Source organism: Nannocystis pusilla (genome assembly GCF_020073745.1).
Taxonomy (GTDB): Bacteria; Myxococcota_A; Polyangia; order Nannocystales; family Nannocystaceae; genus Nannocystis; species Nannocystis radixulma.
In genome coordinates this window covers 50741-65803 of sequence record NZ_JAIRAU010000041.1, presented here as the reverse complement: position 1 = coordinate 65803, position 15063 = coordinate 50741, and the positions used below count along the sequence as shown (strand labels likewise).

General features: G+C 71.6%; 10 protein-coding genes. 7 read left to right on the top strand and 3 right to left on the bottom strand.

Annotated features, from left to right (window positions below; translation table 11 throughout):
* The 6 genes from K7C98_RS29330 to K7C98_RS29300 form a co-directional block, all read left to right on the top strand.
* The coding region (locus K7C98_RS29330; protein ID WP_224195100.1) for a hypothetical protein at positions 1-1262 on the top strand (1262 nt) is incomplete at its 5' end.
* Between the two features lie 51 nt (positions 1263-1313).
* A complete protein-coding gene (locus K7C98_RS29325; RefSeq protein ID WP_224195099.1) occupies positions 1314-3128 on the top strand; it encodes an acetyltransferase in 1815 nt (604 codons plus the stop codon).
* A gap of 26 nt (positions 3129-3154) precedes the next feature.
* Complete coding sequence (locus K7C98_RS29320; RefSeq protein WP_224195098.1) at positions 3155-4918, top strand: acetyltransferase; 1764 nt, start codon at positions 3155-3157, stop codon at positions 4916-4918.
* A 112-nt stretch (positions 4919-5030) separates the two neighbouring features.
* A complete protein-coding gene (locus K7C98_RS29310) occupies positions 5031-6476 on the top strand; it encodes an OmpP1/FadL family transporter (protein ID WP_263429932.1) in 1446 nt (481 codons plus the stop codon).
* Positions 6477-6677: 201 nt separating this feature from the next.
* The gene (locus K7C98_RS29305; RefSeq protein ID WP_224195097.1) at positions 6678-8492 is read left to right on the top strand and encodes a PAS domain-containing sensor histidine kinase; all 1815 of its coding nucleotides are present in this window, start codon (positions 6678-6680) and stop codon (positions 8490-8492) included.
* Positions 8493-8558: 66 nt separating this feature from the next.
* Positions 8559-10361 (top strand): sensor histidine kinase, encoded by a 1803-nt coding sequence (locus K7C98_RS29300; protein ID WP_224195096.1) that lies wholly within the window; start codon positions 8559-8561, stop codon positions 10359-10361.
* Positions 10362-10402: 41 nt separating this feature from the next.
* On the opposite strand, the gene K7C98_RS29295 is transcribed toward K7C98_RS29300, so the two are convergent.
* From K7C98_RS29295 to K7C98_RS29285, 3 genes are all read right to left on the bottom strand, one after another.
* The gene (locus K7C98_RS29295) at positions 10403-10825 is read right to left on the bottom strand and encodes a c-type cytochrome (protein ID WP_224195095.1); all 423 of its coding nucleotides are present in this window, start codon (positions 10823-10825) and stop codon (positions 10403-10405) included.
* Positions 10826-10932: 107 nt separating this feature from the next.
* Positions 10933-11364, bottom strand: a complete 432-nt coding sequence (gene arfB / locus K7C98_RS29290) for an alternative ribosome rescue aminoacyl-tRNA hydrolase ArfB (protein WP_224195094.1) — start codon at positions 11362-11364, stop codon at positions 10933-10935.
* A gap of 411 nt (positions 11365-11775) precedes the next feature.
* Entirely contained in the window at positions 11776-14229 is a 2454-nt protein-coding gene (locus tag K7C98_RS29285) for a protein kinase domain-containing protein (protein ID WP_224195093.1), read from the bottom strand.
* A gap of 64 nt (positions 14230-14293) precedes the next feature.
* Between K7C98_RS29285 and K7C98_RS29280 the strand changes: the two genes are divergently transcribed.
* Positions 14294-14908, top strand: coding sequence for an RNA polymerase sigma factor (locus tag K7C98_RS29280; protein ID WP_224195092.1), 615 nt, complete (start codon positions 14294-14296; stop codon positions 14906-14908).
* Positions 14909-15063: the final 155 nt, after the last annotated feature.

Below are 15063 nucleotides of genomic sequence, written 5' to 3'. Positions count from 1 at the left end.
CGATCACCCTCTACGACGCGCTGATGGACATGCAGCCGCTGTCCGAGAAGCTCGGCCCGGTCGGCGATCACCCCGGCCTGCTCGTCCCCGACGACGCCGAATTCACCACCCACAGCGACGCGCTGACCCCCGCCTTCAAGATGACCGCCACCGCCGACAGCAACCTGCGGCGCGTCGACGGCATCGACGCCTCCGCGGGCGCCGGCGAGATGTTCCTCAGCCTCACCGCCGCCCCGGTCGCCTTCGACTTCAACGACCCCGACAAGGTCAAGATCGAGGGCATCGCCGCCGCGCCGACCGTCGACATGCGCATGGCGATCGCCGAGCTGCCGGTCAAGATCCCCGCCTGCGACGGCGGCCTCGCCACCTGCGGCGACAACAAGCCGGACAGCCCGGTCGGCGCCGACTACGTGTGGTCGCAGGCGCCGTGGTCGTTCGAGTACATCGTCGCCACCGCCGCCTACGCGGCCTACAGCGAGCGGACCTTCGATCACTGCTACGTCAACTTCGATCCCTGCCTGGCCCAGGTCTCGATCGGCGGCGGCAGCGACCCCGGCGGCTGGAGCGTGTTCCTCACCGACTTCATGAGCGTCAAGGTCCCGCCGCCGCAGTTCCTGTGGGAGCTCCTGCTGGACGTCGCCCAGCTGGCCGTGCACGACTTCGAGTGCCTCGACACCAAGGACTACGACAACGACGGCAACAAGACCGAGATCATCGCCTGCGCCGGGCCCAACGACGCCCAGGCCGCCAACGACCCCGACCTCGAGATCGAGGAGGGCGACATGCGCCCGGTGTTCGCGCTCAAGGGCGTCCCGATCGGCTTCACCGCCGAGGAGATGATCGCCCAGATCCGGCCGACCCTGCAGAGCCAGGCCGACAAGATCGCCGACGTGATCCTCGGCAACTACTGGACCACCAACGCGCGCCTCGACTTCTACTACCGCCGCGCCGCCGACGGAGGCACCCCGTACCTGTTCTTCGTCGGCCCCGACGACAAGCGGCCCCACCCCGACGACCCGACCCAGCTGGCCGCCTACGACTACGCCAAGCCCGGCTTTTTCGCCGACGCCGGCCTCACCGACAAGCTCTCGTCGACCAGCATCGACGGCGTCGCCGACACCGAGCACGAGAAGTACCGCCTGCCCGAGGGCGAGTCGACGATCTTCATGCAAGACGACGCCGGCGACACCTACCAGCTCCGCTTCACCGTCCCGCCGGGCGCCGACCCGGTCGAGATCGTCGTCCGCGTCGACAAGATGTGAGCCGCGGGTCAGCCCCCACTGATCTGTCCCTTCGCACCTGCACCTCCCGCCATGTCCCGAAACACCCGCCACATCCCCCTGGTCCTCGCCGCCCTGCTCGCGCCCGCCTGCGTCGAGGAGGTCACGGTGCCCGAGCCCGAGCCGGCCGTCGAGGCCGAGCTCGGCGACGAGCGGCAAGTCCAGCTGCGGTTCCTCCGCCTCGACGCCAAGGACTTCGTGCAGGAGCTGAGCCTCGAGGACATCAAGGAGCGGTTCCCCGAGAAGATCCTGCGCGAGACCTGGCTGCTCGACATGGACCTCGAGCCGCTGATCCGCAACGCCCTGCTGACCCTGATCGCCACCCCCGAGGCCGACGTCCCGCAGCTCCCGCGCAGCGCGCAGAACATGTGGAAGCTGCTCAACATGACCGCCAAGTCGACCTCGCTCGACGGCACCTCGCTGGCGCCGCTCATCGGCGTCGGCGAGGCCGTCGGCCTCGGCCCGGCCACGATCCTCGCCGACCTGATCGCCGTCGACCCCAACGAGCCGATCATCACCGTCGACCTCACCACCCGCGCCGTCATCGACAACGTCGTCAGCAGCCACCCGAACGCCCAGCACCGCCCCGGCCCCGTCGACGCCGAGCACCCCGACGGCAAGTACCCGGTCGCGCCGGGCAGCCTGCCGGTCAGCCTGTGGGACGTCGTCACCGACTTCGCCGAGATGCCGCTGCGGTTCGGCCCGGCCGACGCCGGCGAGCCGGCCCACCCCGGCTTCATCGGCGGCGAGTTCAAGTTCAAGGCCACCACGCCCGACTTCAAGATGGTCGTCAAGGTCGACCTCAACGCCCTGCCGTACAAGGGCCTCGACCTGACCGATGGGACAGTCGCCAACGTCAACAGCACCAAGAGCCAGATCCTGAGCGCCTTCGACTTCACCAGCGACGACTGGATGGCGATCGAGGGCCTCGTCCCCGCGCTGGTCGTCGAGGAGATGACGATGACGATCGCCGAGGACCCGGCGTTCGTCGCCAGCGGCGCCAGCCAGACCCCGGCGCCGCTCGGCGACTCGCCGGTGTGGGACCTGCCGCGCTGGCTGTTCGAGCGCCTGATCGCCGAGGTCGCGGTCGCCCGCGCCGCCGCGATCCCGGCCCACTGCAGCGCCTACGGCCCCAAGGGCCAGGTCGACCCGCCCTTCATCGCCGTGCAGGCCTGCATCGGCCAGGGCGCGTTCGACGGCGACGCCTTCGACCCCGAGGCCGAGGCGCCCGAGCACTGGACCTCGATCGCCGTCGACGACAGCGTCGTCCTCGACTCGCCGCCGCCGCCCCCCTCGTACTTCTGGGACGTCCTGCTCGAGGTCGCCCAGGTCCGCCTCCACGACGGCGGCCTCGCGGAGGGCGAGGGCGACATCACCTTCACCCTCAAGGACGTCCCGGTCGGCACCACCGTCGATCAGCTGGTCAGCCAGATCAAGGGCAACATCCAGAAGAACCCGGCCGCGCTGTCGGCCATCGCCGAGCTGCTCAACGAGAACACCGAGGGCCGGGCCGACTTCTACTACTACGTGCCGAAGCTCGACAACCCGCCGGAGCTGCAAGGCGACTGGCTGTACTTCGTCACCGCCGCCGACATCGAGAACGACGAGGACGGCGCGCCCGTGCGGCCCTACGGCTACAAGAAGCCCGGGTTTTTCCGCGACGCCGCGCTCAAGGACAAGGCCTCCGAGGTCATCGCCATCGACGGCGACACCAGCCACGAGAAGGTCAAGATCGCCGAGGGCGACGTCCTCTACCTCCTCGACGACGAGCAGCGCCTGTTCAAGCTCGTCGTCGACGCCAAGCCCGCCCCGCACAGCGTCGCGCTGACCGTCACGCGCGCCCGCTGACACCTGTCCTGAAGGCCAGCCACGCCATGCCCACGCGCCGCCGCCTCACCCTCGCCCTGCCCGCCGCCTTCGCCCTGCTCGGGTCCGGCGCCTGCATCGACGAAGTCGCCGTCCCGGCCGCCGAGGTCCCGACCGAGTCGGCGCTCGGCCAGCCGAAGCGGGTCGTGCTGCGCTCGCTCCGCTTCGAGGTCGACGACTTCGAGCAGGCCGTCGACCTCGAGCAGATGCGCAAGCTGCCGCGCAAGGTGCTCGACGACCTGTGGCTGATCGACTTCGACCTCACCGAGTCGGTCACCGTCGTCCTCGACGAGCTGCGCGCGCTGCCGCCGGACGAGGCCGACGCGCTGTCGCCCGCGGCCCGGAACATGCGCCGGCTGCTCAACATGACGGCCGACAACGTCGACCTCGAGGGCACCAAGCTCGAGGAGCTCATCTCGCTGTCGGCGGCCGTCGGCGTGCCGCCGGCGCGGGCTCTCGCCGCGCTCATGCAGATCGGCGTGACCGACGACGCCATCCCGCCCAAGGTCGTGTCCGAGACCTTCCTCGACGAGCTGCTCGGCTCGCACCCGGCCGCGCAGACGCGCAAGGGGGCGATCGACGCCGAGCACCCCGACGGCCTCTACCCGATCGCCGCCCGCTCGCTGCCGATCACCCTCGGCGACATCGTCTACAGCTTCGAGAGCCTGCCCGAGCGCTTCGGCCCGGCCTCGCTCGACCCCGACGATCCCAACGCCCTCGTCCACCCCGGCTTCGTCCTCGCCGCCTCGGGCATCACCGAGGACGCCTTCACCATGTACGTGCGCGTCAACCTCAACGCGCTGCCGTACAAGGGCGTCGACCTCACCACCAACTACATCGCCAGCGTCAACAGCACCGCCAGCCAGATCCACGAGGTGTTCGACTTCTCCGACCCCGAGTGGATCCGCGTCGAGGGCCTGTCGAAGGAGCTCACGATCTCGGAGATGACCGTGCGCGTGCTCGAGGACGACGCCTTCATCCCCGGCGGCGACGCCCGCGAGCCGCTGCCCACCGGCAACTCGCCGGCGTGGGACCTGCCGCCGTGGCTGTTCGAGCGCCTGATCGCCGAGATGGCCCGCCGGCGCACCGTCGAGAGCATCGGCCCCCACTGCGACGAGTACAAGCTCGGCACCGACGTCGTCGCCTTCGAGGCCTGCGTCGACGACACCGGCTGGACGACGATGACCACCTTCACCGACGTCGGCAACCCGCCGCCGCCGGCCTACCTCTGGGACCTGCTCAGCGAGGTCGCCCAGGTCCGCCTGCACGACGGCGGCCTGGCCGAGGGCGACGCCGACGTCGAGTTCGCCCTGCGCGACATCGTCATCCCGCTCGACGAGCCGGCCATCGTCGCCCAGATCAAGGCCAACCTCGAGCGCAACCCCGAGGCGCTGATCGGCATCACCGAGCAGCTCAACGACAACGCCGACGGCGACGCCGACTTCTACTACTTCAAGCCGCCGCCGACCGCCCAGGGCGAGCGCGGCGACTACCTCTACTTCGTCACCGAGGCCGACCTGCGCAAGGACGCCGACGGCCTGCCGGCGCGGCCCTACGGCTACGAGCGGCCCGGCTTCTTCGCCGACCCCGACCTCACCGACAAGGTCTCCTCGACCGCCGACATCGACGGCGACGCCACCCACGAGAAGGTCCGCGTCGCCCCCGGCGACGTGCTCTACGTCGAGGACGACGACCGCCGCCGCTACAAGCTCGCGGTGCTCGACAAGCCCAGCGCCAACAACATCGCGCTCGAGATCACCCGCACGCGCTGAACGACCTATCCCTCCGGACCTGTCCCTTCGAACCTAGCCTTAACCTCCTGTTCGTTCGCACATGTCCCCCGGAACCGCTTCCGCCCCCTGCCCCCGCCCCCTGCCCAACGCCATGCGTCTCCTCTCTCTCCGCGCCCTCGTCCCCGCCTGCGCCCTGTGCGCCCTCGCCGTCCCCGGGAGCGCCCGGGCGTCCGGCCTCGACGCGCCGATCGTCACCAGCGGGCAGTCGCACCCGACCGCGCGCGACGCCGCGGCGGTCTACTGGAACCCGGCCAACCTCGGCTACCTGAAGAAGGGCGAGGTGCTGGCGGGCATCGGCCTGATCGTCGGCGACATCCGCTACGACCGCGAGCGGACCGGCACCTATCAGACGCCCGACACCTTGCAGTTCAACACGCCGATCGACCCGTCGTACATCGACGGCATGAAGACCGGCCCCTCCGATCAGGTCAAGGCCAACCCGGTCGCGCCGAGCGGCAACTTCTTCTTCGCCTACCCGGTCGTCAAGGACCGGCTCACGCTCGGCCTCGGCGTCTACGTCCCGTTCGCCGCCGCGCTCAAGTTCCCCAAGACCGGCGCGCAGCGGTGGCAGGCCCAGCAGGCCTTCATCGCCACCTCGCAGATCCACCTCGGCGCCGGCGTGCGGATCAACGACTTCGTCTCGCTCGGGGCCGGCGTCGCCTACGTGCTCGGCTTCGCCGAGCTGAGCAAGCTGCAGGACTTCGCCGGCGTGCAGGAGTTCGCCGACGGCCTCAACACGCTCGGGCAGAAGAACTCGTTCGGCCCCGACGCCCCGACCGAGGTGCGCGAGCTCGACGTGCTGTCGCGGCCCTTCTCGCTCAAGAAGGCGATCGCCCACGGCGTCACCTTCAACGTCGGCGTCACCGTCAACCCGACCAAGCGCTTCAACATCGCCCTCACCTACTTCCACAGCACGGCGATGAAGTACCGCGGCAAGTTCGCGGTCGACCTCAACGACCCGTTCTTCACCAAGGACCTGGCCGCGCAGGGCCTGCAGTTCAAGCCGCTCGTCCGCGGCGACGCCACCCTCGAGTACACCCTGCCCAAGCGGATCACCCTCGGCCTCGGCTACGACATCGGCGAGCGCTGGCGCGTCGACGGCTTCGTGCAGTACATCCGCTACTCCGAGCTCGACGCCTTCCGCGTCACCGCGACCTCGCCCGACCTGGCCCAGCCCGCGCTCGGCATCGGCGACACGCTCGCCGTCAACCTGCCGCGCCTGTGGAAGGACACCGTGTGGGTCGAGGCCAGCGGCCGCTTCCGGCCCACCGAGCGCCTGCTCGTCAGCGCCACCCTCGGCTATCAGTCGCCGGCCTCGCCCGAGAAGACCATCGACACCGCCTCGCCCGACGGCCAGCGCATCATCGGCGCCCTGGGCGGCGTGCTCGACGTGAGCCCGCGGATCTCGCTCCTCGCCGACGCCCGCTTCCAGGGGATCGCCCCGCGCCAGGTCAGGGGGTCCGACTACGACCTCGGCAACGGCACCTACCGCCTCTTCATCGCCGCCATCGCCGGCCACCTGCGGGCGCGCTTCTGACCCCCGCGGCGCCTGCCGCATGCCCCCAAGGACCTGCATCTCGGGACAGCTTGCGGCGCGCGCGGGCGGCCTGCCGCGTGCCCGCCGCCGCCAGGGACGTCTACAGGCGCCATCCTTGACAGCCCTCCGGCCGGGCTCGTAGCGTGGTCACGAGGGGGTTTGGCGGGGCTTCTGCGCAGACTGCTTGAGAAGCCGAAGCACGTGGACGAAGAGCTGGGCCGGGTCGCCGGCGTCCTGCACACGATCCTCGTCATCACCATCGCGATCTGCCTCGTCGCCGGCGCGCTGCAGCTGGTGTACCTCACGGACACCGTCGCCGCGCTGATCGTCTACCCCGGCATCGCCGCGCTCAGCCTCGGCCTCTTGCTGCTGGTCCACCGCGGCTGGCTGCGCCTCGCCGGCGGCATCTACCTCGGTTTGCTGTGGCTCGCCGTCACCTTCGGCTCGCTGACCCACGGCGCCGTGCGCAGCCCGAGCATCGGCGGCTACATGCTGGTCGTCATCGTCGCCACCCTGCTGTTCCGCCAGGTGTGGATGCTCGTGTTCATCGGCCTGTCCGCCGCCGCGATCACCGGCTTCCTCGCGCTCGAGCTCACGGGCGTCGTCGTCCCGCAGCTCACGCCCGACACCCCCGAGCTGGCCTTCGTCGCCCACATCATCCACTTCAGCGCCGGCGGCGTGTTCCTGTCGATGGCCGTCAAGGGCCTGCGCAACGCCCTCGACCGCGCCCGCGCCGGCGAGCTGCGCTCCGCCTCGCTGCTGCGCGAGGCCCAGGGCGCGCGCCGTTACGCCGACAACATCCTCGCCTCGATGGCCGAGTCGCTGATCGTCCTCGACGCGCGCGGCGACGTCCAGACCGTCAACCGCGCCACCCTGCAGCTGCTCCGCTGCGCCCCCGAGCAGCTGCTCGGCAAGCCGTTCACCAACATCTTGCCGAGCTTCCGCGCCGCCAGGGGCAACGGCCGCGGCACCCGCGAGGAGTCCGCCCTGGTCGAGCGCAGCTACCACGCGCCCGACGGCCGCGACATCCCGGTGCTGTTCGCCCGCTCCGATCTGTTCGACGACGACGGCACCCCGCTCGGCGCCGTCTGCGTCGCCTCCGACATCACCCACTTGAAGCGCGCCGAGGCCTCGCTGCGCGAGGCCAAGGAGCTGGCCGAGGAGGCCAACCTGGCCAAGAGCCGCTTCCTCGCCAACATGTCGCACGAGCTGCGGACCCCGCTCAACGCCGTCATCGGCTACGCCGAGATGTTGATGGAGGAGTCCGAGGAGCGCGGCCTCGACGACGGCCTCGACGAGCTGCGCAAGATCCAGTTCGCCGGCAAGCACCTGCTCGGCCTGATCTCCGACATCCTCGACCTGTCGAAGATCGAGGCCGGCCGCATGGACATCCACCTCGAGACCTTCGACGTCGTCGACATGGTCGAGGCCGTCCTCGACACCGTGCGGCCGCAGATCGACAAGGCGGGCAACCGCCTCGAGGTCGACTGCCCGCGCGACATCGGCTTTGTCCACGCCGACCTCACCAAGACGCGGCAGATCCTGATCAACCTGCTCAGCAACGCGGCGAAGTTCACCGACAAGGGCGCCATCAGGCTCACCGTCGCCCGCATCGTCCGCGGCGAGACGCGCATGTTGCAGTTCATCGTCGCCGACACCGGCATCGGCATGAGCCAGAAGCAGCTCGCGCAGTTGTTCCAGGCCTTCACCCAGGGCGACAGCGCCACCTCGCGCAAGTTCGGGGGCACCGGCCTCGGTCTGGCGATCTCCAGGGCGTTCAGCGAGATGCTCGGCGGCACCATCGAGGTCTCGTCGCAGCTCGGCGTCGGATCGGCGTTCACCGTGCGTCTGCCGTACATGGACCCGCGCGAGCTGTCGTCCAGCCGCCGCGGCGCGCTGGCCGACGTCGTCGCTGCGGCGCGGGCCGCCGCGCTGCGTGCGGGCCTCGTCGACGCTGCGAACGCTGACCTGCCCGATCAGTCATCCCCTGAGAATCTGCCTACACGCCGGACTTGAACCCCCGCGACGCGATGATCGTGCGCTTGACCGGGCCCGTGGCCCTGGTAGGTTGATTTTGAGCCGATGACGTCGAGCACGCTCACGCGGCTCCGCCGCCTGTTCGAGGGCCCGCGGTTCGCCGACGAGGAGACGACCCGGGTCGCCGGCATCGTCCACCTCGCGCTCGTCGTCGCCTCGACGATCGGGCTGGTCGGCGTGCTCGTCCAGATCGTGCTGTTCACCGCCGGCGCCGCCCTCTCGCCGCTCGACCTGCTGTTCCCGGCGCTCAGCCTCGGCCTGCTCGCGCTGCTCCACCGCGGCTTCGTCTACACCGCCGGCTACGCGATCATCGTCCTCTCGTGGGGCACCATGGTCGCGCACTCCGCCTACACCGGCGGCCTGCGCAGCTCGGCGCTGGGCGGTCTGATCCTCGTCGTCATCGTCGGCATGCTGCTGTTCGGCCGGCGCACCTTGCTCGGCCTGCTCGGCCTCTGCTTCCTCGCGCTGCTCGGCCTCTACTTCGCCGAGGTCGGCGGCATGTTGCCGGCCAACGCGCTCGAGGAGAGCGGCCCGCGGGCCTACCTCTCGCGCATGCTCCACCTCGCCGCCGCCGGCGTGTTCCTCTCGCTCGCCGTCCACAGCCTGCAGAACGCGCTGGCCCGGGCGCGCGCCGGCGAGGTGCGGGCCGAGCAGATCCTCGGCGAGGCCGAGCGCGCGCGGCGGTACGCCGACAACATCCTCGCCTCGATGGCCGAGTCGCTGGTGGTCGTCGACGCCGAGGGTCGGATCCAGACCGTCAACCGCGCCACCCTGAAGCTGCTCGACGCCATGCCCGATCAATTGCTCGGCCGTCCGTTCAGCGTGGTGCTGCCCGAGGCCGACGCCCCGCTGCCGCACGAGCCGCAGCAGGGCCTCGTCGAGCGCGTCTATCGGGCCCCGGGCGGCCGCGAGATCCCCGTGCTCTACGCCCGCTCCCCGCTGCGGGGCGATCACGGCGAGCAGATCGGCGCCGTCTGCGTCGCCTCCGACATCACCCACCTCAAGCGCGCCGAGGGCTCGCTGCGCGAGGCCAAGCAGATGGCCGAGGAGGCCAACCAGGCCAAGAGCCGCTTCCTCGCCAACATGTCGCACGAGCTGCGGACCCCGCTCAACGCCGTCATCGGCTACGCCGAGATGCTGATGGAGGAGGCCGACGAGCGCGGCCTCGAGGGCTCGCTCGACGAGCTGCGCAAGATCCAGTTCGCCGGCAAGCACCTGCTCGGCCTGATCTCCGACATCCTCGACCTGTCGAAGATCGAGGCCGGCCGCATGGACGTGCACCTCGAGACCTTCGACGTCGCCGACATGGTCGAGACGGTGCTCGGCACGATCCGCCCGCTCGCCGACCGCGGCAACAACCGGCTCGTCGTCGTCTGCCCGTCCAGCATCGGCTTCATCCACGCCGACCTCACCAAGACGCGGCAGATCCTGCTCAACCTCCTCAGCAACGCGGTCAAGTTCACCGACCACGGCGAGATCCGCCTGACCGCCAGCAAGACCCTGCGTGACGGCACGCCCGCGGTGCAGTTCATCGTCGCCGACTCCGGCATCGGCATGACGCAGCAACAGCTCGGCAAGCTGTTCCAGGCGTTCTCGCAGGGCGACAGCACCACCTCGCGGCGCTTCGGCGGCACCGGCCTCGGCCTCGCCATCTCGAAGGCCTTCTGCGACATCCTCGGCGGCACCATCGAGGTCAAGTCGCAGCTCGGCATCGGCACGGTCTTCACCGTCCGCCTGCCCTACACCGACCCGCACGAGCTGTCGCTGTCACGCCGCTCGGGCAGCTTCTCGCGCACCGTCGCCGAGGCCGCGCGGGTCGCCGCGGCCCGGGCCGCCCTCAAGGCCTGAGCCGCCCAGGCCGAGCGGTCCGGCCCTCGCGTCAGCCCGACTCATGGCGACGGCGCCGCGCGGGCGTTCTCACCTGCTCGTTCAGACATGCCCTTCGAATCCTGTCCCGGAGCGCAGGCGCGGACGAGCCGGATCAGCTCGCCGACCAGCACCGGGCTGCCCTCGAGGTCCGGGTTGGCCTGCATGTGCGCCGACAGCCCCACGGCCGCGCCGCCGCCGACGATGACCCGGCGCAGGCGGTCGTCGTCGACGCTCGCCTGCCAGGCCGGGTCGCCGAAGTCGCGCGGGCGCGGCGACAGACCGCGACCGGCTGGGCCGTCGCCGCGCCCGTGCGGGCCGTGGCAGTTGGCGCAGCGGGTGTCGAAGATCTGCCGGGCCGCGCGGACCAGCTCGGGATCGCCGGGCTTCAGCTCGACCCGCGGCTCGCAGGCCGCGACCAGCGCCAGGCCGAGGAGCGCCCCCACTGCCGCGGCGCGGATCTTCGAGAGCGCATCTCGGTCACCATGGAAGCGACGACGGCCAGCGTGGCGGAGAGCGAGCGAGGGCCGCTCGACATGACCCGGTCGCGACACTAGCCCTCGTCGGACCATCGGCGGCCCGCCTTGGTGTCGCCGCGGCGCTGCTTGGCGGCGAGGCGGCGCTCGACCGAGCCACGGGTCGGCCGGGTCGGCCGGCGCGGCCGCGGCTGGCGCTGGGCCGCCTCGAGCAGCACCCGCAGCTTGGCCAGCGCGTCGTCGAGGTTGCGGCCCTGGTCGCGGGTGCGCTCCGACGTGATCACCAGCTCGTCGGAGCCGACCAGCCGCGTCTTCGCCAGCGCGCGCAGGCGGGCGCCTGTCTGTTCGGTCAGCCCCTCGATGCACGCGATCGCCACCCGCAGCTCGACCTTGGACGCGACCTTGTTGACGTTCTGCCCGCCGGGCCCGCCCGAACGCACGGCTCGCCAGCGCAGCGCCCACACGGGCACTCGCAGCGCAGGCTCGGCGATGAGCGGGCCCTCGATCACGGGCGGAGGGTGAACGATCCCCGGGCCGCGCGCAAGGCCCGGGCGTGGCCGCCCACGCGCGGCGTCGAGCCCGGCAGGTCGAGCGGCGGGCCTGCGAATGACATGCTCCTTCGGACATGTCCGAATCGCCATCTCACCGTCCTCTCCCACCGCGCTCCTCCTCGGCTCCGCGTCCGCCGACGCCCATCTGCACTCGCGCCGCTCCGCCCCGCCGCGTCCCAGGCAGCGCGAGGGCCCGCACAACCTCCCTGCGTCCGCCGCCGGACCGGCGGCGACAGCCCCCGCCCTCGCCCCGCGCACGCGGCCCCAGCGTCGCCTCACGGGCTCTCGCGCGACGCTTCGGCCCGCTCCCCGGCGCCCCATCGCAAGCTCCCTCGCCGTCCCACGGCGAAGCGAGCCCCGCCTCGCCAGTCACACCGCGACGCGCAGCTCTTCGGCCCGCTCACGCAGCGCCAGCGCCACCACCTCGGGCGCCAGCGCGGCCGCGGCGAGCAGGCACTCGGCGGCCTCGGCCCCGCGCCCTGCGGCCGCCAGCGCATCGCCGGCGCGGGCCAGCGCGTCGCGGCGGCCGACGACGTCCTCGATCGGCAGCAGCGCCGCCGCGTCGCGATAGAGCTCCGCGGCGCGGCGCAGCGCCAGCGCCTCGACCGCGTGCTGGGCCGCCACGCGCGTCATCTCGGCCGCGCGCACGCGGTCGCCGGCGGCGCGGAGGTGGTCGGCGATGAGCTCCGGCGCGGCCCCGGCGCGGCCCAGCAGCTGCTCGGCGATCTGGCCGTGGATCGCCCGCGCCTGCTCGTCGCCCACCCCGGCCAGCACCGCCAGGCGGATCCTGTCGTGATACGCCTCGACCAGCTCGCCGCGCGGCGACTTGCTGACGCGCACCAGGTGGGCCGCGCGCAGCTGCTGCAGCTCGCGCCGGCCGCCTCCCGACAGCGTCGACGCGACCTCGAGCTCGAGCGGGCGCCCGGCGACGATCACCGCCGCCAGCATCGCCCGGGCCGCCGACGGCAGGTGGCCGACCCGCTCGGCCACCATCGCCTCGAGGCGGACCGGACCGAGACCTGTCCTTCCGACCATGGTCGTTCGGACATGATGCGCCAGCTCGCGGACGAACAGCGGCACCCCGCCGGCCTCGCTGGCGATCGCCGCCGCGCGCTCGTGCAGCTCGCCGGCCTCGAGCTCGCACGGTCCGCGGCGCAGCAGCGCCTCGGCCAGCGTCGTCGCCTCGCTCGGGCGCAGCGGCTCGAGCCCGAGCTCGAGCACCGGCCGCGACGTCCGCAGGCGTTCGACCAGCGCCGTCAGCTCCGCGCTCGGCAGCGCCCCGCCGTCGCTGGCGGCCAGCACGACCAGGCAGCGCGGCGCGTCGGGCCCGCGCAGCAGCTCGACCAGCAGCGACGCGCTGTCACTGTCGCCCCACTGCACGTCGTCGATGGCGATGACCAGCGGGATCCGGTCGGCGATCCTTCGGAACATGTCGCGAAGGACAGCCGACGCGCGGGGCAGCGAGCCGGCGTCGACCTCGCCCGGCGGGCCGGGCGGGCACGCCTCGGCGATCGAGGCCACGCGGCGCAGCACCGGGAACAGCCGCGCCGCCGCGGCGATGTCGGCGGGCACGAGCGCGGCCAGCTCGCTCGGCGCCACCCCGAGCAGCAGCCCCGTCAGCGCGTCGATGACGCTGTCGAACGCGTTGAACGGCACCTGTTCGCGCTCGTAGCAGCGACCCGCGAGCACCACCGCCGGCGTCGACAGCCCGGCCGCGCCGGCCTGCGCCGCCTCGGAGAACGCCCGCAGCAGCGCCGACTTGCCGAGGCCCGATCGTCCGCGGACCAGCGTGATCACCGGGCCGTTGCGGCTCTCGAGCAGCGCGGCGCCGACGGCCGCGAACGGCACCTCGCGGCCGATGAGGCCGTTGGGCGTGGTCATGGGCGCGTGGACGCGGGCGATCGGCGGCGCGAGCGCTCGCAGCGGGGTCGCGTCGTCGGGCTCGCCGAGCAGCGCAGCGATCTCCGCTCCGCCCGCGCGACGACCCGGCTCTCGCTCCAGGAGCGCCGCGCACAGCGCTGCCAGCGGCGGCTCTGCCGCGGCTCCGAGCGCCGGCGGCGCCGCGCGTTCGCACTTGTCGCGCAGGACCTCGTGCATCGGACCTGCGAACGGCAGCTCGCCGGTCAGCGCCTCGAACAACATCACCCCGACCGCGTACCAGTCGCACGCCGGTGTCGGCGTCGCCCCGCGCAATTGCTCCGGGGCCATGTAGGCCGGGGTTCCGACCACCTCGGCGCCGCGCCCCGCCGCGAGCTCGTGGACCAGCCCGAAGTCGAGGATCACGACCCGGCCTTCGTGGGTCACGAGGACGTTGGACGGTTTGATGTCGCGGTGCAGCTTGCCCGCCGCGTGCAGGGCGTCGAGGCCCGCGGCCAGTTGCGCGAGTGACGCTCGCAGGCGTTCGGGGTGCTGGCGCACGAACGACAGGAAGTCGACCCCGTCGACCAATTCCATCGTCAAGAACGCCTGGTCGCCGCGGACCACGAGGTGGTGGAGCAGCGACAGGTTGGGGTGCGAGATGTCGGCGAGGGCCCGGAATTCGAGCTTGAAACGGTAGAGAGCGGCCGGTTCGAAGCCGCGGAGCACCTTCATCGCCACCGTCTCGCCGTCGCGTCCGACGGCCTCGAACACCGCACCCATCCCGCCGCGGCCGATCATTCGCCGCAGCGTGTAGCCCCCGAGCGTCGGAGCGCCGTCGAAGGTCCCGAACAGGCGCGCGCGGACGCTGGACTTGATCTGCTGGATCTCCAGACCAGGCGCGAACACGCGAGCGGCTTGGATCTGCTCGCCCAGCGTGTCTGCGCCCGACCTACCCTGCTGCACGGCCCACCTTACCACGGCTTGGTACTCGGGCGGCGGCGGTGATAGAAATGATCACGTAGGCCACGTGGCGACAGATTTCGAGCTCCTCGATTCCTGGCGGGCCGGCGACCGCGAGGCCGGCAACGCGCTCTTCGAGCGTCACTTCGACGCGGTCTGTCGTTTCTTCGCCAACAAGGTCACGCACGGCGTCGACGACCTGATCCAGAAGACGTTTCTCGGGTGCGTCGAGGCGCGCGACCGCTTCCAGAAGCAGTCCAGCTTTCGCACCTATTTGTTCGCGGTGGCCCACAACATCTTGCGGGCGCACTTTCGGGAGCGGCGCCGCGAGGGGCTCGCCTCCGATCTGAGCGAGACGTCGACCGACGACCTCACGCCGTCGCCGAGCGCCGTGTTCGCGGCGCACGAGGAGCAGCGGCTGTTGCTCGAGGCGCTGCGGCGGATCCCGCTCGATTACCAGCTGGTGCTCGAGCTCTATTACTGGGAAGACATGGCCGCGCCCGAGCTCGCGCAGGTGCTGGCGATCCCCGAGGGCACGGTGCGAAGCCGGCTGCGCCGCGCCAAGGAGGCGCTGGCCGACAAGATGAGCAGCCTGGCGCGGACCCCCGAGCTGCTGCGGGCGACCTTCAGCGATCTGGACGGGTGGGTCCGGTCGTTGCGGGCGCAACTGTCCGGCGAGTGACCCGGGCGAGTGACCGGCGGAGGTTTTCGGCCCGCGCTCCGGGCTCCGCCGAGGCGGGTTCACGAGGCATGTTGGAGGTGGCAGCTTCGCCTCGCACCTCCGCGTGGGAGCAGGTCCACGCGTGTTGGCGAGGCATTTCGGCCAGATCTTCATCG

Excerpts from the sequence above, each read along its gene's own strand:
- K7C98_RS29325 (WP_224195099.1), top strand. The coding sequence starts at position 1,314 with ATGTCCCGAAACACCCGCCACATCCCCCTGGTCCTCGCCGCCCTGCTC.
- K7C98_RS29320 (WP_224195098.1), top strand. The coding sequence starts at position 3,155 with ATGCCCACGCGCCGCCGCCTCACCCTCGCCCTGCCCGCCGCCTTCGCC.
- K7C98_RS29310 (WP_263429932.1), top strand. The coding sequence starts at position 5,031 with ATGCGTCTCCTCTCTCTCCGCGCCCTCGTCCCCGCCTGCGCCCTGTGC.
- K7C98_RS29300 (WP_224195096.1), top strand. The coding sequence starts at position 8,559 with ATGACGTCGAGCACGCTCACGCGGCTCCGCCGCCTGTTCGAGGGCCCG.